Origin of the sequence: Streptomyces sp. TM32, from assembly GCF_004122755.1 — a bacterium.
Taxonomy (GTDB): domain Bacteria; phylum Actinomycetota; class Actinomycetes; order Streptomycetales; family Streptomycetaceae; genus Streptomyces; species Streptomyces sioyaensis.
On sequence record NZ_SDIG01000028.1, the window covers coordinates 1 to 25,861 of the forward strand.

A 25,861-nucleotide genomic window follows, 5' to 3' on the forward strand; every position below is an offset into this window, starting at 1 on the left:
GGGTCCGGACTGGCCAGACTGTTCAAGCCGCTTGGCAGGAAGTTTGGTTGGAGGTGGCTCGCCGGCGAGTTGCGCCCTATGGACCAGCTGGCGCACAACCGATTCCTGCACGAGCAGTACATGGAGGTATTGCAGAAAGAGGTATCAAAGCCCTATGCAAGGGATTCTAAGCTGGCCGAACATATCAACTATATCTACCGTGCGGGCGCAACGGTTGGAGATGGCAGCACGGCAGCAGCCGTGCGATACGAAAGGCTGGCAGGTCGGGAGGTTGGAGGGAAAAGTCATTCGCAGAAGGCCGAGCATTCCGTTACCTTCCTGAAGAATTGGATCCAGAAGAACCCTGGGGCCGACCAAGCAGATCGAAACATCGCGGAGAGGTTGATTCGCGACATGCAAGACGCTTTGGATGGAAAGTAGGATTGATGCCAACACCAACGTGGTGGGATGACCTGCTCGCGATCAGCGACATGCTTGCTTCTGAAGATCGGGCAGACACTGAGGCATGGCGCGGTGGCTCGCCTGCCGAAGGCAGCGTAAGCGCAGTGGAGGGCGCTGAGGACGTTCCTCCACTCACGCTGCGACTGGCAAATCTTGGGCGGGCATTTGCTGAGCGAGCAACCGAACTGACCCAGGACCAATGCAAGCAAGTCCTTGCTCTTCTCGAAAATGTCGAGGCGCACGGGAGCGAGAACGACAGCACGGCTGTTTCCACGGGGTTCTTTGAGTCACTCTTGAACGCCTGGGACAGTGGCTTCGATCTCAAGTCTGTGTGGCGATACGTCGGACCCGAATGTCGTGCCTACTGCGTGGCGTGGAACGACCTTAACGGGGTCGAATCACCTGCGTGGATGCGCACTCCGTAGCGTTTCCTCTACTGGAACTCGCCTGGATTCGAGAAACCCCGACCTGCGTATCAGGTGAGCCCACTGCCTCAGCTGGTCACTGCCCTTAACTTAAGGGCAGTGACCAGCCTGCTCGACTCCGAGTCGCGCCGGGGAAAGGTGGAAGGGGACGTGGCTGGGACGCTCTCGGGCCCGTTGAACCAGCTGGCGCACACCCTCTCCTGGCCCGTATTCACGCAGGTCAGAAAGGGTGCGGCGGCATCCGTAGTTCAGATATCCCGGAAGAGACCAGCCAGCGCTGTGACCTGCCACGATGAGGGGCACTTGCTCGCTGACCTGCGCAGACGGCCTTTCGGGTGTTTCACGCTCGTGCCTGTTGATGCAGCCGGAAGTCCCAGAAAAGCCCCAGGGCACTCCCAGTCGCTGCAGCCATTCTTTCAGCTCTCTGCAGCGGGTGGGGTTGCGGTGTGGGCTGGTGTTTGTGCATCGGGGGTCTGCCCTGAATGAACGGCAACGCATGCTTCTCGAACGGCTCGCGGCCCGGAGAAGAACCGGGAGCATGGGCGCCGGGTGAATGGTGCTCAGCGCAGCGGGGAACAGGCCGGGTCCCGGCAGTAAGACGCGGCAAGCCGCCTCCCCGCTGATCGCTGGCACCTTGTCGGCTCGCGATCCATGTGTTCCTGATGACGCATCATGTGGAGTGTGTGGTGGTGCTGGAGAAGGCGGGTAAGGGCGTCTGACCTGCGGTTTTGAGCGTGCGCTATGTGCGGTGTGGGCGTTACGGGCGATATCTTGACGCTGAAATGACGCTCCTGACGCTCATTTGACGCTCGTTCTGATGAGCTGTCAGGTGATCTGTGCGCTGGTCAGAGGCCCTGCTGGCTGCGTGAGTACGGTGGGGCGCTGAGAGTTCGAGGCGCTGAGGGAAGTCGGCTGTACAGGTGTCCGGTGCGCTCAGCAGGTTCTTCGTTCTGCGGGTGGTACAGCGCTCATAGTGGTGCTGGCATGCTGCAATGGTGGCTGTGGCTCCCGTCGGGAGGCCCTTGGTCCGTGTATGGTCCGGATCTTGGCCTCAACCACCGGAAGCTGGGGAGGGCTGTCGGTACCGTTCGGGAGGCCGACCGTCGCCAGGCTCTGGCGCTCGGCGGGGTGGCGACTCTCGGTTGACTCGGCGGAGATCGCACCACTGCCCGGCACAATATCCGTCGCCTCTGCAGCCAAGAGGGAAAGGTCAGCGTGCCGGACACGAGGGGCCTGGGACAGCTCTCGGACGGAGGGCTCCGGAGCGGGATCCGGCATGCAGTTGACGTTCTCCGGGCTCACCGGCGGCGGCGCGACAGCCTGTCCTCTCCGCCGTAGCTTCGGCTGAGCGCCGCTGGGGCGCGGGGCGGCGCGGGGTGGGCGGTGTTTTCGCTCGTATGGTCGCCGACACCTTCCAGGCTCGGTTTTCGAGTCGCGAGCACCAGAAGCCGGCCGTAGACAGGAGGGCATGAGCGAACAAGCATGAGCGAACGAGCCCAGAGGTTCCGGCCCGGCGAGAGCGTTCCCGACAGTGGGATCTACGAGTGCGACTGCGGAGAAATCCATCGGTGGTACACCAGCACCAACGTCACGGACCACACCTTCCCGCCCCTGCCCGAAGACTGCTCCGGCGGAGCATGGATCACGAAAGAGCCCGCGCACCCCGCCACCTGACCGGCTCCTGGTGGCTTTGTTCACGCGACCAGGCACACACCGCGATCTCGTGATCAAGGTCTTAGGCGAGGGCCGGGACCCGCAGCAGACCTGCGCCGGTGACCTCGCCCATGGCGAAGCCGTCACCGTCGACGCCCACGACATCGTGGCGATCATGGCTCCTACAAGGTCCGCCGCCTGCCGGTCGTCGACGGCAACCGCCTCGTCGGCATGGGCACCCTGGCCGATGGCGTCCGCACACTGCCCTCTCCCCAGGTGGGGAAGCTCCTCGCCGCCCTCTCCAGCGACCACCCGGACCCAGCCGGCTTGCGTCGCGGTGGTTGAGCCCCCGGGGTGGAAGGCGCGAAGGGCGAGCCCTCCCGATTCGCATTGCGTGACAGGCACCCTCTCCCAGCAGGCTGTGACCCCTGCGGCGGAGCTTCGTTGAACGGGCGCGTACACCGTCCCCACGGACACGCTGACGGGCATGGACCGGTCTCCGTCCCGAGCCCGCTCCCATTTCATTGCGTCCCGGTGATGGCGATCAGCTCGTCTCCGAGTAAAGGGTCCCGATTCGCAGAACCTGCGCAGGCGACAACGGGGCCTGAACAGACACCGCGCATGCCGGGAAGCGCTGGCCGTGAACGACGAACAGGGCTGCCGGAAGCTCTCGCAGAGGAGAAGGAACGCACCACACGAGGGCAGAAAACCTCCCGCTCCGAGCGGTCCCCGGCCTACCCCAAGAGTCAGCAGCACGACTCTTCGGGCCCAGACTGTCACCCTTTCGGCGATTGAGGAGCGACCCGGTCCGCGATCGATGTCATCGTGCCGCCATGACTTCCTCTGATACGTCCACCAAGCCCCTGGCAGGGCGCGGTGCCCTGGTCACCGGTGGATCGCGCGGTATCGGCCGCGCGATCGCCCGCCGGTTGGCCGCGGACGGCGCCACAGTGGTCTTCACCTTCCACACGCAGTCCGAGGCGGCCAATACGTTGATCGCCGAGATCGCTGAGCTGAACGGCAGGGCCTACGCCGTCCCGCTCGATCTGGCCATCCCGGACCAGGTCGCCGAGGTGTTCGCCGCGGCCGACGGAGCATTCCACCAGGCCGGGGTGGGCGGGCTGGACATCCTGGTGGCCAATGCCGGAGTGTTCACCAACGCACCCCTCGCAGAGACCACTCTCGAGGAGTGGGAGCGCGTGATGGCCGTGAACGCGAGGGGCACATTCTTGACCCTTCAGCACGCCGCGGCCCGCATGCGCGACGGCGGACGGATCATCACCCTCTCCACGGTCGGCACGCACTGGCCCAGCCCGGGCGAGGCCCTCTACGCAGCCAGCAAGGCTGCCGTCGAACAGCTCACCCGTGTCGCCTCCCGCGAACTCGGACACCGGGGCATCACGGCCAACACCCTCTCGCTCGGCCCGACCGACACGGATCTCCTCCGGGCGGACGCCCACCCGGACGCCCTCGACGGTGCCGCCGCCATGACCGCGCTCGGCCGGATCGGCCGGCCCGACGACGTGGCCGACCTCGTCGCCCTGCTCGTCCGCCCGGACAACCGGTGGGTCACCGGCCAGAACATCCGCGCCGACGGCGGACTCACCTGAGGGCCCGGCCACGCCGCTGGCAGGCAACGCACGATTGCCGATGCTGACCAGTGGCGGCACCCGCTCCGCTTCTGCGACTCGGACGGACTGGTATCCGAGGCAGGGGGCAAAACCAGGAACCCCCGCCGGAGCCATTCGACGGGGGTTCTTCACACCGACGCACCTGTTGCCACAAGGCCTTACCTGCGGAAACACTCCAGGTGTCCGGAAAGCACCTGCGGACAGCATGATGCCCCGCGCCGCCCGGATTACTTTCGGGCGGCGCGTCACACCAGGGCGACGTTGCTTGGTGCGGCGCTAGTCTGAAGCGCACCTTCGGCTTGCAAGTGGGCAGGTGTCCAATGCGAGAATCACGTCTGTGGAGACACCCGGAAGGCCGGAATTTCGATCTCCTCAGGGTCGAGGCAACTAGCACTTTCTTGCCCTTCGAGAATAAATCCGAAGAATTCCTTGAGTGCTTCATTTCCAAGGTCGATCGGGTGAAAAGGAAGGGCGTAGCCCGGCGTACGGCGCACGCGTCGCCGCCCTTCCCAGAAAGGCGCTTCGAAGGGGAGTCGGTCGCCCATGTCCTCAATGATCCCGGAGTCGGGGCTCAAACTCACTCCGCGAACCAGCACGCCACGTGACCAGACAGCGAAGGCTGACCAGTCTTCAGCGCTGTCCATGAATACGCCATAAGCATGCCGCCCTGCCGCCCACTCGGAGACCATTTCGGTCAGGTGACTCGGACTGGATTGTGCGAGTTTACGAGAACAGATGACCTCGAACCCGGGAAGGGACGCAGCGCATACGGTACCGGACTCAGGCCAAACCCCGAGATCGAGGGGTAGGGGTTCCATCTCTTGCACTGCGGTTCCGAGGACTCTTTCGGCCAGAGCCTTCGACCCGGACGGACGGACTTCCAGCATCGACTGAAAAGCCTTTCGCGGATCACCCTCGGAAACAACCATCACGGCCGCTTTCGACCCCATCAGAATACCTCCCGTATTCTCGTCCTATCCGACCAGGCGCAGACTATGGATCGCAGGCAGGACATCGCCACAAGTCCACTTCAACCTTCATCTTAACCGTTGCACCTTTCGATAGGCCGGGCACTCGATTCGTGTTCAATACCGCGCCGGTGCGACCGAGTTCTGCGTACCCCAGGCGCTGATTATCGGTAAGAGATGCCCCTTTCCCAGTTTTTACCTCGACTGCCACCCAGTTTCCCGCTGTGTCCTGTGCTACAAAGTCGGCCCTGAATACATCGCCACGACTATTCTTGAACCTGACCTCGCTTTTTATGTTGGTGTATCCGGCCTTCTGAAGCCTCTGCAGGGTAGCGGCCTCACCCAGCGCGCCGTGTGGCAGTCCGTCTACTGGGCACTCTCCGGCGTTGTGCACGAGTATGGAGGTCTCACCTGCAAATACATAATACGTGTGCATGTCCTCGACGGTGAGGTTGTAAGTTCTGGCATTTGCGGCGAAAGGGCGGTTCCTCTCGATCTTGACTGCGCTCCCATTGACCGTTCTGAGCGTCATGCCCGGCCGAAGGCGTGCGGCCTCGACCCAGTCATTCTGTGAGGGGGACCAGAACGGATGCTCATTTGTGGCAGTGAGGCGTCGATTGCCTTGAGGGGTGGCGAGCGTCAATTCATTGAAACGCTTATCGTGCTGCGTCCGCCATGAGTACTTTGGTGCCGGCGAGGAAGCACTTGAAGCACTTCGCTGTTTTGGCGACCCGCGAACTCTCGGAGATGTCCTCTATACCTTCACCGAGCTTCTTGAGGAGTTTCACCTTTCCGACCGGGAGGACGGAAATGGCGAAGGCGGTGCATGCTCCGAAGTTGGGGTTTTTGATGCACTCTTTGAGGTCGTTGAGTCCGGTGATTTCCCATACCACGGCGGACAGGGTGGGGTCGATGACGGGAGTGACGTCGCCGCCGGCCATCACGCAGGGCAGGAGCCCGGCTATTTCGTTGCCGGTGTGGGAGACGCAGTGTGGCCTCTTGGCCTTCTCCTTCTCCTGTTGCTTGCGGGCTTCTTCGGCCTTGCGGCGTGCTTCAGCCACTTCGCTCTCGCGCTTCTTCTTCACCTCCGTCCATGCCTGGGTGGCGAGGGTGGTGGCTTCCTTGGCGCTCTTGCCGGCGTCGAGTGCGGCGGCGCGGGCGTCGTCGGCTGTCGAAGTGGCGAGGTAGGCCGAGTTGCGCGCGTAGTTGGCGGAGAACTCCGCCTGGGCTGCGGAGCTTTCGGGTCTGCTGCACGATCGGGTGACATCTGAACTGGCTTGCCCTGTAGGGCGGGTGGGAAGGATGTCGCTGTGCCCAAGCCTTATCCGGCAGAGTTCCGCGAGAATGTCGTGCGGGTCGCGAGGAACCGCGGCCCGGGCGTGACGGTCGAGCAGGTGGCCGCCGACTTCGGAGTGCACGCGATGACGCTGTGGAAATGGATGCGTCGCGCGGACATCGACGACGGGACAAAGCCTGGAACGACCAACCAGGACAACGCGGAACTGCGGGAAGCGCGCCGGCGGATCAAGCTGCTGGAGCAGGAGAACGAGGTCCTGCGCCGGGCCGCTGCCTACCTGTCGCAGGCGAATCTGCCGGGAAAAGGATCTACCCGCTCGTGAAAGAGCTGGCCGTCGGCGGGGTTCCCGTCACGGTCACGTGCCGGGTCCTCAAGCTCGCCAGACAGCCCTACTACCGTTGGCTCGTCCGGCCGGTGACCGACGCCGTGCTGGAGGAGGCGTACCGCGCGAACGCGTTGTTCGAGGCGCATCGTGAGGATCCGAGGTTCGGCTACCGCTACCTGGCCGACGAGGCCCGCGACGCGGGGTCGGTCATGGCCGACCGGACCGCGTGGCGGATCTGCCGGGACAACCGCTGGTGGAGCGTGTTCGGGAAAAGGCGTGGCAGGACCAAGAAGGCCGGTCCGCCGGTGCACGACGACCTGGTCCGCCGTGTGTTCAGCGCGGATGGCCCAAACCGCCTGTGGCTCGCCGATATCACCGAACACGCCACCGGTGAAGGGAAGTTGTATCTCTGTGCCATCAAGGACGTCTTCAGCAAGAGGATCGTGGGCTACTCCATCGACGCGCGGATGAAGTCCCGCCTGGCCGTGGCCGCCCTGAACAACGCTGTTGCCCGGCGTGGACACGTTGCCGGATGCATTCTGCACAGCGATCGCGGGTCGCAGTTCCGGTCACGGAAATTCGTCCGGGCGCTCGACGACCACGGGATGGCCGGATCGATAGGAAGGGTCGGTGCGGCAGGCGACAACGCGGCCATGGAGTCCTTCTTCAGCCTGCTGCAGAAGAACGTCCTCGACCGCCGTTCGTGGGCCACCCGTCAGGAGCTGCGGATCGCGATCGTGACCTGATCGAACGGACCTACCACCGACGCCGCCGACAAGCCTCGCTCGGCCGGCTGACCCCCGTCGAATACGAAACCGTCATGATCACACCGGCCCTCCAGGCCGCGTGACTGAACCTGTCACCCAAATCTGCAGCAGACCCCCCGTTCTTTCGTTCACGCGTTGGTAGCGGATGCGGTCGGAGGTGCCGCGCTGCAGCTGGTGCCGGTCACCGTCCACGCCGCGACCGCCCCGCATCGTGTCCCGCTTCACCAGGTCCACATGCGGTGTGGGGGCGGACGGATCCGGCTGCGCTGCGGCTGCGAACGCGGGGGCGTCGAGGTCCCCTATGACCAGGTAACTCGCGACGTCGGCGACGGGCGCGTGGTCGTGCTCTCCGAGGACGACCACGCCGACCTTCGCCTGCCGACTTCGCCGCGTGCCATCGAGGTGCTCGCCTTTGTTGCCGCAGACCGGATCGACCCGCTGCACCAGCGCTACTACCTCGGCCCGGGCGATGCCACCACGGCGCGACCATACGCTCTCCCCTTTGCGACGCCATGCACGAGAGCGGTCTGGCAGCCGTCGTCCGGGGCGCCTAGCTGTTCTGTCCGGGGGTGTGGACAGGTGAGCGTCCACACCAACAGAAAGGCTCGCGTGCCCCACCGTCCCCGGCTGGCTGCACACCTGCAATCACCACCGCGGACACACCGCGCCAATTCACGGGCATCGGGCAGGCTTCAACGCTCTCGCCTGTGTGGGTCTGCGTGACTTCGTGGTCAAGGATCCGGTCGTTGGTGTACCAGCGCCCGAGCCGTGCTCACGCTTCGTCGTTGTCGTCTTTGAGCACCCACTGGGCGGACCACCAGCCCCGGTATTTGAGGTTGTTGTCGTACCTCGGCCTGTAGCGCGCAGACCCTTCGTAGGTGAATGCACAGGGGTACTCGTCGCACTACCCCTTGCCGGTCGGTGGCTTCTCGGGCATGGCGAAGCCTCGTACACAGCGTCTTGGCGAAGTGGTTCGACGGCGTCGCCTCGACACTTCACTTCGGGTCCGATCGATCGTCGCTTCCGCTGTGGTTCCCAACAACGGCTGCGTTCAGAGCCGGCCCAGTCGTGCGACAAGGAGCGCGGCGTCGTCCGCGGAGCTGGCCGGTCGTACGGCCGTCATCGCGTCACAGATCTCGTCCAAGGGTGCCTTCGGGTCGCGGACGGCACGGCTCAGGAGCGCGATTCCCTGGTCGAGGTCGAGAACCGCTTTGCGGTCTTCGATCATCCCGTCCGTGTAGAGCACTATCAGGCTCCCTGGCGGGACGGGGTATTCCTCGTCGGCGTACACGTCGTGGAGGCCCATCCCCACGGGCGGTCCTGGCTCGCACCCCAGCACGGCCACCGATCCGTCCGGCGTGACCAACAGAGGGGGCGGGTGTCCGGCGAGCGCGATGCGACAGCGTCCCACACCCCCGTCGTACACGACGCAGGTACACGTCGCGGCGAGTTCGCCGTCGATGCCGGCGAACAACCCGTCCAAGCGGGTGAGCAGTTGCCCTGGCGGCAGTCCCACGGCCAGTAGCGCGTGCACCGAGGAGCGGTAGCAGCCCATCGCGGCGGCGGCGCCCACGCCATGGCCGATCACGTCACCGATCCCCAACCCGATCCTGCCGCCCGGGAGGGTCACCGCGTCGTACCAGTCGCCCCCGGCCAAGGAGTCGTCTTCGGCCGGGCGGTAGCGGTACGCCAGTTGGAACCACTTCTCCGAGGGCAGCTGGGTGGGGAGCAGGTGGCGCTGGAGCGCGAGAGCGGCCAGCCGTTCGCGTCGGTAGAGCAGCGCGTTGTCGATCGCGGTGGCGGTACGGGCCGCGATCTCGCGCGCCAGCAGCGTGTCCTCGGAACTGAAGGCATCCACCTGCCGTAGGAAGGTCACCGCTCCGATCATCCTGCCGACCGCGATCAGCGGTACCGCCAAGCCGTGCAGTGCGGACCCGTCCTTCTTCGCGCTTTCGAACGCCACCGGCTGCGCCGAGCTGACGCACTGCGCGGCGGCCCGGAGCGTCGGACGTGGCTGCGGCAGCTCGTCCTCGGGACGGGGCCTGCTGGTGCCTGAGGTGAGATTCAGGGGGTGGAAGAGAGGCTCCGGCGGCTCAGCGGGCTGCTCGCCGGACTCCGCCGCACGGGTATCGAAGGAATCGGCGGTCGGATGCGCCGCGCTCTCCAGCAGATCGACCTCGACAGCTTCGGCGAATCCCGGAACGCAGGCCGCTACCAGCTCGGTCGCGACGGTCCGCGGGTCCAACCCCTGGCCGAGCCCGGCACTGACCCGGCCCAGCAGCTCCAGCCTGCGCCGCCCGTGGGCCGTGTCCAGGAGTTCCTCTCCGCCGTTCGTCAACTCGTAGACGATGGCTCCTACGCCCATGACCCTGCCGTCAGACCCTTGAAGCGGGAACAGGTTTGCGAGGGTTTCGTACGGATCGCCGTCCGTCCGGTTGGCCGCCAACCGGATGTTCTCGACGGTTAGCCCCTCGTCCGCAACGCGGCGCAGCAACCTTTCGAACGCTTCCGGATCGGGCAGATCCAGAACTCCGAGGATGGAACGGCCCAGATGCTGTTCGACAGGGATGCGATGCAGGTGGGCGAGTGTCTCGTTGATGTACACGAAGCGCAGTTCCCTGTCGGTCACCGCCAGGCCGACGGGTGAGGAATGCAGAAGTCGGTCGAGCGTGACCGAATGGCCCTGGCTGTTCACCTGCGCCTCGGGCACCGCCACGGCGAGCAGGCCCGTACCGGTCGCCAGCGGAAGGGGCACGGGGTGCCAGGTGACGCTGCGGCAGGTGCCGTCGCGGCAGCGGAGCCAGTCGGTGTGTACGCCGCCGGCGGTGCGCAGCAGCGCCTGGACGAGCGCACCTCCCCGCAGCCTCGTCCGGTCGGCGAGCAGTGCCACGTCCCGGCCGATGACCTCCTGATCCGGATAGCCGGTCAGTGCCTGTGCGCCGTCGCTCCAGCGCTGGATCCGCCCGTCGGGATCGACGAGCACTGTGGCAGGCGGGGTGCCGGACTGTGGCTCGGCCACTACGAACGGTGGCCACGTAGGTCGCCCACCAGGCCGACCTCCCGCATGCGCAGAAATCACCTTGCACACCGTCCCAACAGCGTTGATGGGCACGTGCACACGGGATGGCACGCGCCATCACTCACGTTCTTGCCGTCCTCACCAAGATACGAGGTGATGTGTCGATTTTCCTGGTGAATGGCGCTTGATCCAGGGCACACGGCGGACAGGCAATGCGGGCTGGCCGCGGCTGCCGCTTCTCCGCAGGTGGGCCCCAGCTGCGAGCCTTCCTCGCTGGTCAGCAGGTCCATGCTTCGGCTCGAATCGGCGACCGCCGCGGCGCGCTTACGCACCTTGGGGAGGCCGGGATGGCCATGGCGATGGGGCATCCGTGCGCTTCGCCCCGAGGCATCCGCGCAGCCGAAGGCTCAGCCCACGGTCGGGGCAACGCCCACCGGGCAATCCTGTCCCGTCCCTGCGGGCACCCACGTCCTGGGACGTCCAGCTGAGAATCTCCCGCTGGCGGAACCGGGACTCAGGGGCGACGCCGTAAAATGTGTGCTTGACGATCTTGTGAGTCGGCCGGTCGGCTGGGGTCTCGCTGCAGCCCGGAACCACCACCGTCATGGCGATGGCAGCGGCAATTAACGGGGATCGCGAGCCCGTGCGCATTTTATTGCTCACTTTCTTGCGTGACGTTGGTGACTCTTCTCGCCGTGGCTGGATCACCGACGACGGACTGCCAGCCTGGCTGCAGATCGTCGGACGGCACCGGCCGATCTCCAGGTGCTGCGGGTGGGCTATGCGAATGAGCAGGTGACCCTGCCCAGGGCCCGTCTGCCGGCGTGTGCGGCGTAGGGGAGCGTGCAGGCAGGCGGGCCCCGGGCACACTGGTGATGCCGGCGCGTCAGGACGAGGGTTCGGCCTCGGCGTCGGCGGGCGGGGTGGTGGGCGAGCCCTTCCAGCGGAGGGTGATGTCGAGGTGGGCGCCGGCGTTGGCGCCGGCGATGAGGCCGCCGAGTTTGCCGTCCAGGACGACGCCGAAGTTGACCTCGACCTCGTCGGGGGGGTGGACGAGGTTGCGGAACCCGTCGATCGCCTCTGCGGCGGCAGTCGTGACGGGGGTGAGCGCCTCGCGGAAGCCCTGTTGTGCGGCTTGCAGGCGGTCGCTGAGGCCGACCGCTCCGGTGCCGCTGCGGGCCGGTGGCGCGACGAGGACGGCGGTGCCGTCGGAGAGGGTGAACTCGATGGCGTCCGGCATGGCACTCCCAGGGTGAGACGGTGTGCGGCAATCAGGAGGAGGCGGAGCAGAGACTCCCTGCAGGGGCCGGGGAACTTCCTCGTGAGCGCTGGATTGCGTCGAGCCCTTGGAGGAGAGGTTGCAGCGGTGCGCCGGCCGCGTAGTCGAGGACGGCTCGGTAGAAGGCGGCGGACAGGTCGGGAGTCATCGCGTCGGCGGCACTGAAGCAGAGCGTGTAGCCGGAGTAGGGCTGGAGCATGGTGGCGATGCGGCGCTGCACGGCGTTGTTGTACTGGGCAGGGGTGACCTTGGTGTCGGCGGAAAAGACGTAGCCACCGGGCTTGTTGACCCAGTCGCGTTGCACGTCGGCGTGGGAGAGGTAGGTGATGAGCGCCTGCGCGCTGGGGTTCTTGGTGAACATGCCGAGATAGTCCGCCGAAACCTCCAGTCGGCGCGCGGATTCCGGGACCGAGGTCACGTAGTCGTAGGCGGTGCCCGGGCGGGCTGAGTTCGGGAAGCCCATGGCGGACAGGGTGCCGTGGGCGAGGGAGCAGGTAGGGCGTTTGGCGGTCATGCCGCCGGCGGCGTCGTCGTAGGCGCGGACGGAGGCGCCGCGGAGGCTGTCGGCGACGAGGGTGCGCCAGGTCTTCCAGGCCTCGGAGACCTGCGGGGAGTTCCATGCGAGGTCGCCGGAGAGCCACTTCTCGTAGTCACCCCGGCCGCCTTGCCCGCCCGGTCCGTTGCGGGCGAGGAGGATGTCGGCGATCCAATCGGCGCCTGGCCAACCGGAGGTCGGACCGGATGCCAGTCCCAGGCACCAAGCGCCGGGGGTGCGGCGGGTGAGGGTTTGGAGATCGGGGAGTGCCGAGGGTGGTGGTGTGCGGGTGACTGCGGGGTTGTACCAGATGAGGCTTTTGACGTCTGCTTTGACGGGGACCGCGTAAACCTTGCCGTGGACGGTTGCCAGTCCGCGGAACGGCTCCCGGTAGTCCTTGGTGACCGCACCGAGCGGCTGGAGGTTGCCGTTCTCGGCGTAGTGGTCCAGTGCTCCCACGCTCGGCAGTACGGCCAGGTCGGGTGTTGCGTGGGCGGCCACCGCGGCGTCGAGTTGCTCGGCCTGGGCGCGGGTGACCTCCACGTCGACCTGGATGCCGGTGTCGCGGTGGAAGGACTTGAGCACCGAGTAGAACGCCTGGAACTCGGCGCGGGACCAGGGGACCATGACGGTCAGCCGGTCCGGCGGCTGGCCGCTGCCGCAGGCGGCGGCCGTCAAGAGCAGCGCGACGGACAGGGCGCAGCACGTCAGGCGCGTGATCAGTGTGTTCATGACCGTGGGAATCGGTATTCCGCGAGGCGGGGCCGGTAGGCGAGGTAGGTGAGGGCGGCCGCGGTGGCGAGCAGTGCCAGGGCGAGTGTCAAGGTCACCGGGGTTCTGACCAACGGGTGCTCGGCCAGGTGCTGTGGGTCGAGAGCGGAGAGGACGGCGGTACCGGTGCCGATGCCGACCACCGTGGTGGCCAGCAGCGCGAGTGGGAGTCGCAGGCCGATGTACCGGCGGAAGTGACGAGCGAGGACGTAGCCGGTGGCCAGGACGAGCAACAGCATGACGGCTGCCGGTCCGACGAGCAGCGGCCAGAGGTAGGCGGGGGCCAGCCACCGTGAGTGGCGCTGTTCGTCCAGTGCGTTCTGCTCGGTGGCCTTGAGGTCGTCGAGCGAGCCGGTCAGGCCGCCGGTGCCGGGGACGGGCTGCTGGGTGCCGCGGTCCCGCTGTCGGACGTCGGTGAGTGCGTTGTGGGCGGCCCGCACGCCGTCCTGTCCGGTGCGGGCGTAGTCGCGTACGGCGGCGTCGGCCAGGCGTAGGCAGGTGGTCAACTGGCCCTGGACGAACTGGATCTGGGTCAGTCCCCGTTTACCGGCGGCGTTGCCCTCCGCCGCGGAGGTGACGTTGGTGTAGACGCGGGCGATGTGGTTGGAGTATGCGGAGCCGGTGCCGATGAGGGAGACCTGGCCGGTCTCGAAGACGGAAGTGAGTGCGGCGTCCGCGGCCCGGGCCTCGTTCTGTGCCATTTTGATGAAGCCGATGGCCTCGTTGGTGTGTTGGGCGGCGGCTATCTGGCGGTCGGCTTGGGTCGTGACGACGAGATACAGCAGCGCGGTGACCGCCACGGCAGACAGGACCCCCGCTCTGAGCCAGCGCAGCACCGTGGTCGGGTGGGTCGTTCGGAGCCGTTGCCGCCATCCGGTCGGGGTGTCCGGTGAGGTTTCGGCATCGGGCGCAAGCCGGGTCATGAGGCGTTCACCGGAGTGTCGCCGGGTGACTCGTCGTGCGGGTCGTCCGGAGCTGCGGGGGCCGCCACGCTGTCGAACGCGTGGCCGCACTCCTCGCAGTACTGCGGCTCCCGAGCCGTTGTCGTGGCTTTGCAGCGCGGGCAACGGTGCTGCACCGGACCGCCGTTCGGCACCGGCGAGAACGGGTCGATGCCCCGGGCCGCGGTCCGCGTCGATCTGAGGCCGAGCTGCTGGATGTGTCCACGCGAGGCGTCGCGGCGCACCTGCGTCCGGCCGTCGGGGCCGGTCGTGCTGACGGCGCGCAGCAGTTCCAGGCGTTCGGTGTCGCCGAGGGCTTGGGAGAGTTCGAGGGCGAGCCGCAGTTCCCGGTCGGCCTCCTCGTACCGTCCGCTCTGTTGGGCGTCGGCGCAGGCGCGCATCGCCATTCCCAGTTCGCGGAGGTTCTCGACCTGGGTGAGGCTCTCGGGCGGGCGGACCGGGAAGTCCCGCGTGGCCAGCCGCCGGACGCGCAGGTCCTTGGGGGCGGCGCAGGGTGTGCGGGTGGCGTCGGGGCATTCGGCGCGCACGGTGATGCGGGCGGCGCTCAGCTGCTCGTCGAGGGGCAGCTTGTCGGGGTCGAAGCGGAGCGAGAGGTGGTACTGGCGTTTCTCCGCCGCCCAGGCGCCCAGCGGGATGTGGATCTCGTCGTCGTGGGGCTGTTGCTGGGTGGTCAGATCGGCCTCGACGGGGACGGTCTGGCGGACGAAGCCCAGCCGGAACCGCTCGCCCAGGAGCAGACCGAGGTAGACCCGGGGCACCACGATGCTGTGGTCCTCCTCGATGAGGTGGGTGAAGTCCCGGGTGAGGTCGGAGATGGTGACGACCGCCTCCGCCTTGCCGTGCAACGCCTGGGTAATCCGCAGCAGCTCGGTGTAGTTCCAGTCGTTGCCCAGCCCGCGGGCGTCGCACACGAACTGGTCGGTGCACTCCGCGAGCGCGCTGTCCAGCTTCTCGGCCGACTCGTACTCGTCCTTGCCGTCCGTGTAGAGCAGCGCGTGGCGTACGGTGTCACGCGCCGGCAGCGCGTCGAAGAGTTCCTTGGCGCGGGTCAGCCACGTGCCGATGGCGGTGCCGCCTCCGGGGAGTTGGCCCATGACGCGGCGCTTGGCCGCCGCCTTGGCCGCGGCATCGACGCGAGCGAGGCCACCGGTGTCCGGATAGATCACCTCGGCTTCGTGGTGGCCGGCGATGATGCCTAGGTATGTGCCGTCCTGGAGGGTGTCGATGGCGGCGCACATCGCGCGTTTCGCCTCGCTGAGCTTGCCGAGGCCGGCCATGGACAGCGACCTGTCCATGATCAGGATTTCGGCGATCGGGGTCGGGGAGGGCGCGTCCGCGGCGGGGCTGGCCCTGATCGTGAGCAGGGCGTCCACCTGCTCGTCGTCGAACGCAAGGTCCCACGTCGCGTCCATCTCGATGTCGAAGCTCAGCCCTAATGGCGTCATGTCCCCCACCAGCACCACCTGACCGCTCCATTGCGTGTCCGAGGCAACTAGGAGCGTAGCGTCTTGGTGCCTTCTCCGAAACGCGACTGAGCGGTTCCGCTACGGCGTCTGCTACGTCGCCATGCCAGCGGGGGGCGTAGCCGGTTCGCCAGGTCGACCAGGGCGGTGTGGTCGCGCTCGGTGGGGGCGTGCGGGGCGAGTCGGCGGACGGTCTCCGAAAGTGTCAACCGGTCGCAAGTGTGCGGGTATGCGGCGTACTGGAGCTCGGCTTGCAGGGTGGCGGCGGTGGCGGGATCCACGTCGAGCGCGGCCAGCGCCGCACCGGCCCGCTCCAGGTGGGATGCGGTCGGTCCGGCGGGGTGCGCCGAGCCGGCCGCAGGGCTGCCCGGATCGGCCTTCCCGTGGGGCTCCGGTCCCGCGACGGTCACCAGCAGCCGCACCGCCGCCACCCGGGCCTCCCGTTCATAGCGGAATTCGTGTGCCAGCTGTTCCGCGGTGTCCACGGCCTCCGTGCGCCGGCCGGCCAGCAGGTGGACGCGGGCCAGGCCGAAGCCCGCTGCGCCGAGGGCGGGGGTGGTGTCGAAGACCGTGCCGTAGTGCGCCTGGGCGACCGCGAGGTCGTCCCGCAGCTCGGCGCAGAGGCCGAGCGCGAGCTGCGGGATGAGCTCACCGGGCAGCGCGGCGCGCACGTTGGTGAAGTGCGTAGTGGCCAGCTCTGTGTCGCTTCGGGTCAGGGCGATCAGGCCGGAGTACCAAGAGAACAGCCAGTGCCACGGGGGCAGTTTCGCCCGGTCCAGGGCGAGTTCGGCCTGGGCCGCGTCCTTCCGGCGGAGGGCGAGCCGGCTCTCGGCCAGTGCGCTTTCGGCAGTGGGGGCGACGTCCCGGTCGTCCGGGTCGGCCAGCGGGGTGGGGAGTGCCGCCGCGATCGTCTGGGACGGCAGTGTCGCGAAGGCCGGCGGGAGCGTCAGGGTGCCGTCCTCGTTCGAGGTCGCCGCGATCCAATGGGCGAGCGGCCGGGCTGTTCCCAGCCCGCCGTCCAGGGGTTCCGACATCGAGCCGAACAGCGCTGAGTACCGGGCCACTTGACGCAGTGTCGGCGGTGCGGCAACGACCTGCCGGATCACCCCGCTGAGCTGCTCGCCGAACTGGCGGGCGGAGACGAACCGGCGCATGGGCGTGGCGGCGTCGGTCGCGCGGTCCAACAGCAGGTGCAGGGAGTCGATGCCGGGTGCCGTCCGCTCCCGCAGCTGGGTGCGGCACACCTCCTTGAGCGTCATGCCCAGGCAGTACAGGTCGAAGCCGGGCGTGGGGCGCACGCGTTCCGGGTCACCCTTGGGCGGTGCGTAGAGCCTGGTGTACTCCGTGACCGGACCCTCGTCCTTGCGGGTCCGCACCGAGCCGAAATCGATGAGCCGCACCCGGTCGCGCGGCCCGAATGAGCTCTCCTCCCGGAACCGGATGATGTTCTCCGGCTTGACGTCGCAGTGCAGCAGTCCTCGGGCATGCAGGTAATCGAGGGCCTGGAGGATGCGGAGACCGTGGGCGAGCAGGAATTCCAGCCGGTCGCCGGGGCGGGCGGCGAGCGGGACGCCGGGGATGTGCTCCAGCACCAGGTGCGGGCCTTCGGTCTCGTAACCCAAGATGCGGACGATGCTGTCGTGCCGCAACCCGACCAGGACGTTCCGCTCCTTCTCCGCAGTGGCGGCGACCGCGCTGTTGTTCAGCCGCTTGAGGACCACGTCCGTGGCAAGGTTGCGGTCGTGGGCGAGGTAGGCGGCCCCGTACGCCCCGGAGCCGAGGTAGCGCTCGACGTCGTAGCGTTCGGCGATGGTGAGATCGTGGGGCTGGGTGAAGTCGAACCGGGTCCTACAGTAGGGGCAGTAGCCGATGGTGCGGCCCGGTGTGCTGCCGTGGCCCCGGCCGACCGGTTTCTTGCACGCGGAGTTGGCGCAATAGCGGTGTTCCTCGGCGACCGGTCCGGCCTGCGGGGCCGGTATCTCCACGGCTTCGGGTGGTCCTCCGGCCTCGGCGAGGTCCAGGCCGTACCAGGGGTCGGGGCGTACGTGCGCCACGCCGGTGCTCACGCCCTGGGCTTCGGTTTCCGGCCCGTCGGGCGGTGCGGCCGGTGTGCGTGTCAGCGGCCGTTGCCCACACTCGGTGCAGAGTCCCTGGTCGTCGATGACACCCCGTCCGCATGCGGGGCGGGTGCAGCTGTCCACGGCGCCGTCGTCCTCCGCGCGGTGTTCGTGCTCCGCTGCTTCACCGTTCGGCACGGTCTGCTCCCTCCTCGATACGGCGGTTGACCTCGTCGGTGTAGTACTTGACCCGTTTCCGTGCGGCCTTCAGGTCGATCGGCGGGGTCTGCAACGCGCTGACCGCGGGCGCGTAGAGGTCGCCGAGTTTCCGATCCTCGTCGCCGAAGTACCGGGCGGCCCGTACGCGGTGCAGCTCCAGCGTCTTGCGTAGGTCCGCAAGTCTGGTGATCGCGCGCCGCAGGTCGTCGACGTAACGGGTGACCTCCGCGTGGGCTGCGGCAGCGTGGGCGTGGATCGCGGCGAGTTCCGGGTCCGGTGCACTGCCGCGGGCGACAGCCAGCCGCACCCGTAGGCGGGGCGCGGCGGCAGGCGGCAGCCTCGACACGGCGAAGAACGACATCCCCCATTCAGCTTGCAGCCGGACCGCCGCGTCTTCCGCGGCGGTCCGGCTGCAAGCTGAATGGGGGATGTCGTTCTTCGCCGTGTCGAGGCTGCCGCCTGCCGCCGCACCCGTAGGCGGGGCGCGGCGGCAGGCGGCAGCCTCGACACGGCGAAGAACGACATCCCCCATTCAGCTTGCAGCCGGACCGCCGCGTCTTCCGCGGCGGTGAGTTGTCCGACGGCTTCCTCGGTCTCTTCCGCGGTCACGTCCCCAGGCACGGCCTCGGCGAGCCGCTCGGGGTCCAGGAACACGTCGTAGGACAGGTCGGCCGGCGGCTTGCTCTCGAAGCCCAGCACGAGGCGGATGCCGCGGGATCGGGCGCGGGCGGCGAGCGGGCCCAGCAGATGGCGGATGAGCCCTTCGGGGTCCTCGGCCTGGTCGATGCTGCCGACCACCAGGCAGGCAGGAGGACGGCGACGCAGCAACTGGCTGACGATGTTTCGGTCTTCGCCACCGGCGAGCCCGAACCGGTCCACGAGGTAGCCCGTCACCTCCGCCACGGTTCTGCCGCGGGCGTCGTAGGCCGCGTCGATCGCCCCGAGTCCGAGGACTGTGTCCCCGGGTGCCCCGGTGAGTTCGTCGTCGGACAGAACGGCCCGGGCCGCAGGGTCGGCGGTGCGCACCAGGCGCACGAGCCAGGAGGTGCCCGCCCCGGTCGCGTTGCCGGTGCCGACCACGGCCGTGCCGGCCCACGTCCCGCCGAGCAGTCGCGTGAGCTCCCGGGTCAGGGCGAGCTGCAGTGCGTCGTCCAGCACGCCGTTCGGCCACTTCTCGTCGATGGATTGCATCCTGTTGCCCCAGCCGCCGTCGGTGAACGACTTGATCTGGGGCAGGTGCACCGCGATGCTCTCGGTCGGCAGCATCCAGGCGGCGCGGGCCTCACCGTCGATGTAATCCGCCACCACGATGCCGATGACGCGGTCCTTGAACTCTCCGTCCTTGACGACCACTCCGGCTCCGGAATAGCCCTGCTCGATCCACGGGCTACCGGGACGCACGAGGTTGAGCAAAGCCCAGCCGTCCCGGCCGCCGGAGAAGCCGGACAGTTCGGCGTCCGTTCCCATGCCGATCATCCTGGACGCCTGGGGGAAGCCGTAGGCGCTCACGGTGACGCCGGACAGGGGCGCCCGCCAGAGAGCGGTCCGCGTGCCGCAGCCGGCCGGTTCGTCGAGCTGGAGCAGTGCCACGTCGCCGCGCTGGGTGTCGCCTTCGTGCACCCACGAGCCGGGGGCCACCCGTGCCGTGCGGGTCCATTCCGGGTTGCAGGCCACACTGGTGATCCGGAGGTGGTCGATGCTTCCGCCGGGTGCGGCCCCGGTGAGTCCGACGACGTGTGCGCAGGTGAGAACGTGCCGGTCGTCGAGCAGTACGCCCGCGCCGTGGGGATTCCCCTCAGCGTCGTCCACTCTGACCCGCCACGGCTTGACGCTGTGGTGATGCTGCCCCATGCACTCACGGTATTGCGAAACCGGGCGTGCCATACCCGGCCGGAGGGAAGCCGCCAGGAAAACCGTCAACTTGTGACCGTGCCTCCCACCCAGAGCGCGTTCTGTGGTGTGGGTGGGGAGGGTCGGCGGTTTCGGGGCAGTTGGTGCAGGTGTCGAGTATCGAGGAGAGAGAGCCTTCTTCCCGGCGTCGGTCGTGGTCAGCTTCCAGAGGGGCTTGATGGGGGTATAGGGCGGCCAGCGGAACAGCTCCAGCCGTGTCTGCGCCTCCGAGACCCGCGGCGCAGAGTCGGCAGTGACCAGTACCGGCTTGAGCAGGTTGATCGCCTGTTCCGACCCGGCACGGTCGCCACTCGGACCACGGCGCGCGCCAAGGCGAAGGAGACGTCGCTCAGCCCCTGGCGCCGCCCGGGGCTGAGCTTCAAGGGGCCCGCTCTTGCGCCGCTCGCCGCGAAGGTCCCGTCTAAGCCTGTCCGGCGGTTGAGTACAGCTCGTCCACAATCCGCGTGCGGTGGGGAACGGCTGTCCCCACTGCGCTCGCGGCGCGTCACACCGCGCCCCCGATTGCATCGAGTTCCAGCGCACGACCATGCCTCCGCGTCGCGCCGATAGGTTCCGTCGATGGTGCCGGGTGCCAGATCCACGACCAGGCCCGGCCAAGTCCTTCGATGGCGGCGTTGCACGTACTCGCAGGGTTACTGCGACGAGCCCTCAAAGGGGGCGGTGAAGGGACCCGGCGCTCTGCAGGTGTGACGTCGCGTCACGGCCATCTGTGGATTTTTCATGTGACTCGCCCGAACTTCCCGTAGGGGGCCGTGACCAAGAAGCAGGATCACGGTGCGAAGTGGCCCGGTGTGCGGCAGGGGTACGGGGACCTCATAGCCTGGTGATCGAACTCGATCTGGCGCGTCGCCAGGCTCACCGCATCGCAACAGGGGGATCCGTATGTCCGCGTACTCACCGCCACCACAAGGGCCGCCTCCCTATGGCCATCAGCCCGGACCGACTCCGTACGGGCCGCCTGCAGGTCACGGTGGTCCGGCCCCGTACGGGCCGCCTGCCACTGGTCCGTTCGTCCACGGTCAGCAGTCTGCGTACGCACCTTGGCCGGTCCAGCAGTCCGGCGTCCCGATGTTCACGCCGACGGGGCCTGTGCGACGTCCTTGGCTCCGGCCGCTCATCGCGCTCGGTGTCGTGATCGTGGTCTTGGCAGGGTTTTGGGTATTGAGCATGGTGTCCGACGACGGTAAGCCCCCACAGAGAGATGCCCGCGACGCGGTCGCGGGGGACTGTCTGGAAAACCGTGGCACACACGCGGACCCGGTCCTTTTCACCATCGCCTGCAGTGACACCAAAGCCGACTACAAGGTCAAGTTCAGCGCCACCCGCCAAGGGAAATGCCCACCGGAATTCGACGAGTACACCGAGCGTGGCAGCCGGCTTGGCGATACCACGTTGTGTCTGACCCCGGTGCCTCACTAGGGCCTGTCCGGCGGATCGTGACTACTAGGCTGTGCCGATGGAACGCGTACCCGATGTGCCCGAGCGCCTCGCCCGGTCTGCGGATCTGGCCGGGGTGAATGACTACGACGGTTTCGCCGAGGCGTACTCGGCGGAGAACGAGTGCGGCCTCGTGAATGCGTACTACGCGCGGCCCGCGATGCTGGATCTCGCCGGAGACGTGGCCGGCCGCCGGATCCTGGACGCCGGCTGCGGCTCCGGCCCCCTGTCGGCAGCACTGCGCGACCGCGGCGCCGTCGTCACCGGCATCGACACCAGCGCCGGGATGCTGGCACTGGCCAAGCGACGGCTCGGTGACGACGCGGAGGTGCACCAGGTCGACCTTCGCGACCGCTTGCCGTTCGACGACGGCGCGTTCGACGACGTGGTCTCTTCGCTGGTCCTGCACTACCTGGAGGACTGGGGGCCGACGCTGGCCGAGTTGCGGCGCGTGCTCAGGCCCGGCGGCCGGCTGATCGCGTCGGTGGACCACCCGTTCGTGGCCTACACGATCCAGGAACCGCGGCCCGACTACTTCGCGACCACCAGCTATACCTTCGACTGGACGTTTGGCGGGCAGACCGTCCCGATGAAGTTCTGGCGCAAGCCGTTGCACGCGATGACGGATGCCTTCACCACCGCCGGCTTCCGCCTTTCCACCATCAGCGAACCGCAGCCCGACCCGGCCGCCCGTGAACTCTTCCCCGACGACTTTCACGACCTTTCGGCCAAACCCTGCTTCCTGTTCTTCGTTGCCGAGGTGCCGCCTTCGGCCACCGGCTCGGACGACTAACGAGTCGAGGACGACGGGAAACCGCACGGCCCACTTCCGCCCGCCGCTGAGAGCGCGGCCGCTGGTGGCGAGAGTCGGGGAGCAGGGCGACCTGAGGCCCCGTCAGCGCATTCCCGTCGGTCTGTCAGCGAAGACCGCGGGCTTGCTCCAGCGTGGTCTCGGCCAGGCCACGTAGCGCATGCTGCGCGCATACGGTGCTTGCCCTGCTTTGCGTCGGCCTTGCCGCCGGGGTGGAATTCATGTGCGGACCACCGCCGTCCTGCCCTGTGATATCCCGTTCGCCCACCCTGGCAACGCGCGTTGCCGTCCTTGGAGACATACCGCCCGCTGCCTTTCACGGTTTCGGAAGGGCCGGGGGCGATCCACTTCTGCGCCGCCTCGAAGAGCTTCATTCGTTGGGTATGAGGCCCATCCAGGGAGCGGGACTCGACCAAGTCCGCCGGGGAAGTGGCGGTGACAGAGGCGGTCTGTGTGGAACGGGCCTGTCCGGGAGCCCGCTACGGGCGCGGGGCGCGCGGCTCGATCCGGTGGTCGAAAGCGGCACCGCCGACGCCGACCGTCGTCACTCCGCCGTCGACGGTGAGGACGGCTCCGTTGACATAGGACGCGGCGGGCGACAGCAGCCAGTCGATCGCCTCGGCGACCTCCTCCGGATCGCCGGGCCGCCCGGCGGGAGTCAGCCGGTTCGCCTCTTCGTATGCCGCCTCGGCACCGCCCGCCAACCCCGCCTCCGTCGCGAACCGCGCCATCCGTTGGTCGGCCATCTCCGTACGCACCCAGCCCGGGCACACCGTGTTGGCCCGCAGCCCCTGCGGCCCGTAGTCGACGGCGAGGGAGCGGCAGAGGTGGAGCAGACCCGCCTTGGACGTCGCATAGGCGGCGTTGCCGACGCTGTTGCGGAGGGCTGCGACCGAGGCGACCGCGACCACCGCGCCGCGGGCCGCCAGCAGATGCGGCAGTGCGGCACGCAGCAGCAGGAACGGGCCGGTGAGGTTGGTCCGTATCAGCTCTTCCCAGTCCTCGACCGAGGTGTCGCCGACCGCGCCGCCCCGCCCGATTCCGGCGTTGAGCACCACACCGTCGAGTCTCCCGTAGGCAGTCACCGTCGCCTCGACGAGCTCGCGCACCGCTTCGGGGTCGGCGGCGTCGGAAGGGTGGGCGAGCGCTCCGGTCTCCTCGGCCACCCGGCGCAGGGGCTCGGGCCGCCGCCCGGAGATCACGACCTGGTGCCCGGCGGTGCGCAGCAGCCGGGCGGTGGCGGCCCCGATTCCCGTTCCCCCGCCCGTCACCAGGACAACACGCTGTTGCGACATGGTCGTTCGCCTCCGAAGGTGGTCAGCTTCCGGTTCCCCGCACCGCGAGCATAAAGCGCCGGCACCCAGCCGCTGTGCCGACCGGGTACGGCTGCTGTCGGCGCGTGGAGCAGATCGTCGAACACAACCCCCGCTTCTGGTCGGAGAGTTCGTTCGCCGACCTGTACATGCCCTTCGATGCGCTCTTCTTCTTCGGTGACAACGGCGGTGGTGACCAGTTCGCGTGCGTGCAGACACCTCGCCGTGCCGACGTCTTCGTGTGGGAGCACGAGGACGACAGCCGACGGTGGGTCGCCCGTGATCTGCACGACTACCTCGGCCGGGCACTCGCAGACGGCGGAGACGATTGGTACCGGTAGGCGAGGCGGTGGTGACGTTACGGAGTACGGCACACCGACGCCGGCTTCGGCGCCCTCCGCGTAGGTATCTCGAAGACTGTGCGCAAGTTGGTTCGAGTGGCTGGGCTGTGGTCGCATGGTGGCGATGTTCTCCAACGAACCTTCCGCAGACTCCAAGGCGCGGGTACCGGCGAGCCGTGCTGCCCAGGGCGACCCGGCCTCGGACAACCAAGCCCGTACGAGCACCGGCGACGAGAACGAGCACCCGCGGGCCGGGCGCAAGCCGCGTCGGATCGTGCGGAGGACCGCGAAGGTGGTCGTCGCGCTGGCCATCGTTCTTGCGTTTCTTGCGCTCGGTGACCGGTGGGCCGTCCTCTACGCGGAGAACCTGGCGGCGCAGCAGGTGCAGAAGGCGCTGAAGCTGCGTGCGGAGCCCGAGGTGCACATCGACAGCTTTCCGTTCATCGGGCAGGTGCTCGCGGGCACCATCGACCACGTCGAGGTCAACGTTCCCGATGTCGACGCCGGCCCGGTCTCCGTCGCTCAGGTGAAGGGGACGGTGGACGACATCGGGATCGTCGGCAGCCTGCCGTCCTCGGTCAAGGGTGCCGTGCTGAGCCGGGTGCGCGGTGATGTCCTGCTGGACTTCAAGGACCTGAACCGAGAAGTCGGCGCGTCGCAGGTGCACTTGATGCCGGGCCCCGAGAAGAACACGGTGCTGGCCGGTGGCGACCTGCCGGTGGGCGACAAGCAGGCCCGGATCCGCGGGCGTGCGCAGTTGCAGCGCACCGGGGAGCGCGGCCTGCGCATGACCGTGCAGGACACGCGCGTGGTGGTGCCCGGTCTGCTCACCTACGTACCGGGCAAGGGCGGTGGCTTGCAGCTGACCGCACCCGTCGCCCAAAAGATGGACGAGGGCGAGCTGCGACAGGCGACCGGGAAGCACGTCCTTCCGCAGCAGATGATGAGGGGCAGCGTGCTGGACACGGTCGTGGACCATCCGTCGCTGCTCAAGCCCACCGGCATCGATCCCTCGCTCGTCCAGGGCCTACGGAAGCTCCGGGAGCCGAAGGTCGCGCAGCAGATGGAGTTCTCCGCGCAGCTGCCGGACAGCCTGCCGAGCGAGATACGGCTGCGGGACGTCTCCGTGACGAAGAACGGCATTCGGGCGCGGCTGACCGGCAAGGACGTACCGGTGGGCTAGTACTCCGGCAGAGGTTCGTGACCTGAGCTGGTTCTCCTTCGGTAGGGCAGCGTGGGGCCGGGCGCTGTCCAGCTTCACGCAGACCGGTTCGGTGCGCGACCTCATGGGGGGAGGCGCGCAAAAGGGCCCTTCCCGTAGGGGGAAGGGCCCTTGGTGGAGCGCCCGGCAGGCCTTGCACCTGCATTTCCCACCGGCTGGTGGGCGTCTTTCCTTGGACCACAGACGCGCGACTCCGACCTGTGGGCCGAAGCGACGTCATGATCATACTGCATCGGCGCGCCACAGCGAGAATCCGCCCCGTTGCCGTCACGGGCCCGCCGACGCCCTTGTTGCCCACATCGTCGAGGCCGGGAGCACGGGCGCACCTGCCATGGGCGGGCTGTAAGGCGCTCACGGCGGACCACTGTTGCTCTCTCCGCACACAGTCGACCGCGTTCCCGCCGGTCGATGTGCACACGGCGCTGCGGGAGTTGCGTGCAGACGGCACGCGCGTCGTACCGGGACATCCGTCACGGACGCGGATCCTGCGCGAGCGCATCAAGGTAGAGCCTGAAGACGGCCGATCTGCTGTTGACGGAGCTCCTGCCGTGCCGGCTCGTGCGGGGCTCTGGTCGTCCGTTCCGTGCGGGCGAGGGGAAAAGATCGGCGCCGGATTTCGATCGCCAGTGCGGGCACGGTCTCACCGCGTGGGAGGTCCAGGAGCAGGGGAAACGCTGCCGCATCGCATCCCCACGGGCGGCCGGATACGTGGCCAGATATGCCCTACGTGACAGATTGGCCGATTTTAGGACCGCGGCGTTGCCGGGGAGTTGGCGCGGAGACATGATCACTGCCCGTATCAACCTGATCACCCAGCCAGGAGTCGGTACGTGAGACGCCCCACCGCTTTCCGCGCCCTCCCTGGCGCCGCCGTGACCGCGGCCCCGCCCTGCTCTTCACCCAGGGGGCCCAGATCGCCGCCCCGACCCCCGCCTCGGCGACCGCCGCCGTTGGCCATCCCGCCGCGGCTGAGGTCCGGAGCGGTTGCTTTCCGCAAACCCCTCATTGCGTCGT

At 67.9% G+C, this 25,861-nt stretch carries 19 protein-coding genes and 1 pseudogene; 8 read left to right on the forward strand and 12 right to left on the reverse strand.

The features are described 5' to 3' along the window. From EST92_RS09650 to EST92_RS09660, 3 genes are all read left to right on the forward strand, one after another. The coding region (locus EST92_RS09650; RefSeq protein ID WP_216849085.1) for a hypothetical protein at positions 1 to 420 on the forward strand (420 nt) is incomplete at its 5' end. 1,928 nt (positions 421 to 2,348) lie between these two features. Further along, the gene (locus tag EST92_RS09655) at positions 2,349 to 2,540 is read left to right on the forward strand and encodes a hypothetical protein (protein WP_129280522.1); all 192 of its coding nucleotides are present in this window, start codon (positions 2,349 to 2,351) and stop codon (positions 2,538 to 2,540) included. Positions 2,541 to 3,352: 812 nt separating this feature from the next. After that, positions 3,353 to 4,129 carry an SDR family oxidoreductase gene (locus EST92_RS09660; RefSeq protein ID WP_129280523.1) on the forward strand — a complete coding sequence of 259 codons (777 nt, stop codon included), beginning with the start codon at positions 3,353 to 3,355 and terminating at the stop codon, positions 4,127 to 4,129. Between the two features lie 350 nt (positions 4,130 to 4,479). On the opposite strand, the gene EST92_RS32060 is transcribed toward EST92_RS09660, so the two are convergent. From EST92_RS32060 to EST92_RS32700, 3 genes are all read right to left on the reverse strand, one after another. Continuing rightward, entirely contained in the window at positions 4,480 to 4,794 is a 315-nt protein-coding gene (locus EST92_RS32060; protein WP_254068710.1) for a hypothetical protein, read from the reverse strand. 349 nt (positions 4,795 to 5,143) lie between these two features. Continuing rightward, complete coding sequence (locus EST92_RS32695; RefSeq protein WP_129280525.1) at positions 5,144 to 5,761, reverse strand: polymorphic toxin-type HINT domain-containing protein; 618 nt, start codon at positions 5,759 to 5,761, stop codon at positions 5,144 to 5,146. 13 nt (positions 5,762 to 5,774) lie between these two features. After that, a complete protein-coding gene (locus tag EST92_RS32700; protein WP_174243970.1) occupies positions 5,775 to 6,536 on the reverse strand; it encodes a hypothetical protein in 762 nt (253 codons plus the stop codon). Between EST92_RS32700 and EST92_RS09680 the strand changes: the two are divergent. Continuing rightward, positions 6,429 to 7,590 (forward strand): annotated as a pseudogene (locus EST92_RS09680) (IS3 family transposase). The gene EST92_RS32700 and the pseudogene EST92_RS09680 sit on opposite strands and share 108 nt — an antisense overlap. On the opposite strand, the gene EST92_RS32070 reads toward EST92_RS09680, so the two are convergent. The 8 genes from EST92_RS32070 to EST92_RS09720 form a co-directional block, all read right to left on the reverse strand. After that, positions 7,565 to 7,951, reverse strand: coding sequence for a hypothetical protein (locus EST92_RS32070; protein WP_129280527.1), 387 nt, complete (start codon positions 7,949 to 7,951; stop codon positions 7,565 to 7,567). The pseudogene EST92_RS09680 and the gene EST92_RS32070 sit on opposite strands and share 26 nt — an antisense overlap. Before the next feature lie 607 nt (positions 7,952 to 8,558). Next, positions 8,559 to 10,637: a SpoIIE family protein phosphatase gene (locus tag EST92_RS09690; RefSeq protein ID WP_129280528.1), complete on the reverse strand. Its 2,079-nt coding sequence runs from the start codon at positions 10,635 to 10,637 to the stop codon at positions 8,559 to 8,561. Between the two features lie 775 nt (positions 10,638 to 11,412). Further along, on the reverse strand, positions 11,413 to 11,766 hold the full coding sequence (locus EST92_RS09695; RefSeq protein WP_129280529.1) for a CU044_2847 family protein: 354 nt from the start codon (positions 11,764 to 11,766) through the stop codon (positions 11,413 to 11,415). Between the two features lie 31 nt (positions 11,767 to 11,797). Next, the gene (locus tag EST92_RS09700) at positions 11,798 to 13,072 is read right to left on the reverse strand and encodes an ABC transporter substrate-binding protein (RefSeq protein ID WP_129280530.1); all 1,275 of its coding nucleotides are present in this window, start codon (positions 13,070 to 13,072) and stop codon (positions 11,798 to 11,800) included. Next, complete coding sequence (locus EST92_RS09705; protein WP_129280531.1) at positions 13,069 to 14,034, reverse strand: hypothetical protein; 966 nt, start codon at positions 14,032 to 14,034, stop codon at positions 13,069 to 13,071. Before EST92_RS09705 ends, EST92_RS09700 begins: the two co-directional genes overlap by 4 nt. After that, positions 14,031 to 15,536 (reverse strand): vWA domain-containing protein, encoded by a 1,506-nt coding sequence (locus EST92_RS09710; RefSeq protein ID WP_129280532.1) that lies wholly within the window; start codon positions 15,534 to 15,536, stop codon positions 14,031 to 14,033. The genes EST92_RS09705 and EST92_RS09710 overlap by 4 nt, the downstream gene beginning before the upstream one ends. Positions 15,537 to 15,565: 29 nt before the next feature. Beyond that, the gene (locus EST92_RS09715; protein WP_129280533.1) at positions 15,566 to 17,791 is read right to left on the reverse strand and encodes a tetratricopeptide repeat protein; all 2,226 of its coding nucleotides are present in this window, start codon (positions 17,789 to 17,791) and stop codon (positions 15,566 to 15,568) included. Between the two features lie 69 nt (positions 17,792 to 17,860). Beyond that, the gene (locus EST92_RS09720; protein WP_161981725.1) at positions 17,861 to 19,663 is read right to left on the reverse strand and encodes a serine protease; all 1,803 of its coding nucleotides are present in this window, start codon (positions 19,661 to 19,663) and stop codon (positions 17,861 to 17,863) included. A gap of 1,191 nt (positions 19,664 to 20,854) precedes the next feature. On the opposite strand from EST92_RS09720, the gene EST92_RS09725 reads away from it, so the two are divergent. Next, positions 20,855 to 21,142, forward strand: a complete 288-nt coding sequence (locus EST92_RS09725; RefSeq protein ID WP_129280535.1) for a hypothetical protein — start codon at positions 20,855 to 20,857, stop codon at positions 21,140 to 21,142. A gap of 37 nt (positions 21,143 to 21,179) precedes the next feature. Next, positions 21,180 to 21,953 carry a class I SAM-dependent methyltransferase gene (locus tag EST92_RS09730; RefSeq protein WP_129280536.1) on the forward strand — a complete coding sequence of 258 codons (774 nt, stop codon included), beginning with the start codon at positions 21,180 to 21,182 and terminating at the stop codon, positions 21,951 to 21,953. Positions 21,954 to 22,450: 497 nt separating this feature from the next. Here the strand turns inward: EST92_RS09730 and EST92_RS09735 are convergent, their stop codons facing one another. Continuing rightward, positions 22,451 to 23,266 (reverse strand): SDR family oxidoreductase, encoded by an 816-nt coding sequence (locus EST92_RS09735; RefSeq protein WP_129280537.1) that lies wholly within the window; start codon positions 23,264 to 23,266, stop codon positions 22,451 to 22,453. Positions 23,267 to 23,370: 104 nt separating this feature from the next. Here EST92_RS09735 and EST92_RS09740 point away from each other — a divergent pair, with 104 nt between their 5' ends. Next, positions 23,371 to 23,625 carry an SMI1/KNR4 family protein gene (locus EST92_RS09740; RefSeq protein WP_129280538.1) on the forward strand — a complete coding sequence of 85 codons (255 nt, stop codon included), beginning with the start codon at positions 23,371 to 23,373 and terminating at the stop codon, positions 23,623 to 23,625. 124 nt (positions 23,626 to 23,749) lie between these two features. Beyond that, complete coding sequence (locus EST92_RS09745; RefSeq protein ID WP_254068712.1) at positions 23,750 to 24,808, forward strand: DUF2993 domain-containing protein; 1,059 nt, start codon at positions 23,750 to 23,752, stop codon at positions 24,806 to 24,808. The last annotated feature ends 1,053 nt before the right edge of the window (positions 24,809 to 25,861 follow it).

What these genes read in the sequence shown, in the direction of transcription:
- EST92_RS32060 (WP_254068710.1), bottom strand. Translation starts at nt 4,794, where the DNA reads ATGGACAGCGCTGAAGACTGGTCAGCCTTCGCTGTCTGGTCACGTGGC.
- EST92_RS09735 (WP_129280537.1), bottom strand. Translation starts at nt 23,266, where the DNA reads ATGTCGCAACAGCGTGTTGTCCTGGTGACGGGCGGGGGAACGGGAATC.
- EST92_RS09730 (WP_129280536.1), top strand. Translation starts at nt 21,180, where the DNA reads ATGGAACGCGTACCCGATGTGCCCGAGCGCCTCGCCCGGTCTGCGGAT.
- EST92_RS09660 (WP_129280523.1), top strand. Translation starts at nt 3,353, where the DNA reads ATGACTTCCTCTGATACGTCCACCAAGCCCCTGGCAGGGCGCGGTGCC.
- EST92_RS09745 (WP_254068712.1), top strand. Translation starts at nt 23,750, where the DNA reads ATGTTCTCCAACGAACCTTCCGCAGACTCCAAGGCGCGGGTACCGGCG.
- EST92_RS09700 (WP_129280530.1), bottom strand. Translation starts at nt 13,072, where the DNA reads ATGAACACACTGATCACGCGCCTGACGTGCTGCGCCCTGTCCGTCGCG.
- EST92_RS09720 (WP_161981725.1), bottom strand. Translation starts at nt 19,663, where the DNA reads ATGGGGCAGCATCACCACAGCGTCAAGCCGTGGCGGGTCAGAGTGGAC.
- EST92_RS09695 (WP_129280529.1), bottom strand. Translation starts at nt 11,766, where the DNA reads ATGCCGGACGCCATCGAGTTCACCCTCTCCGACGGCACCGCCGTCCTC.
- EST92_RS09655 (WP_129280522.1), top strand. Translation starts at nt 2,349, where the DNA reads ATGAGCGAACGAGCCCAGAGGTTCCGGCCCGGCGAGAGCGTTCCCGAC.
- EST92_RS09705 (WP_129280531.1), bottom strand. Translation starts at nt 14,034, where the DNA reads ATGACCCGGCTTGCGCCCGATGCCGAAACCTCACCGGACACCCCGACC.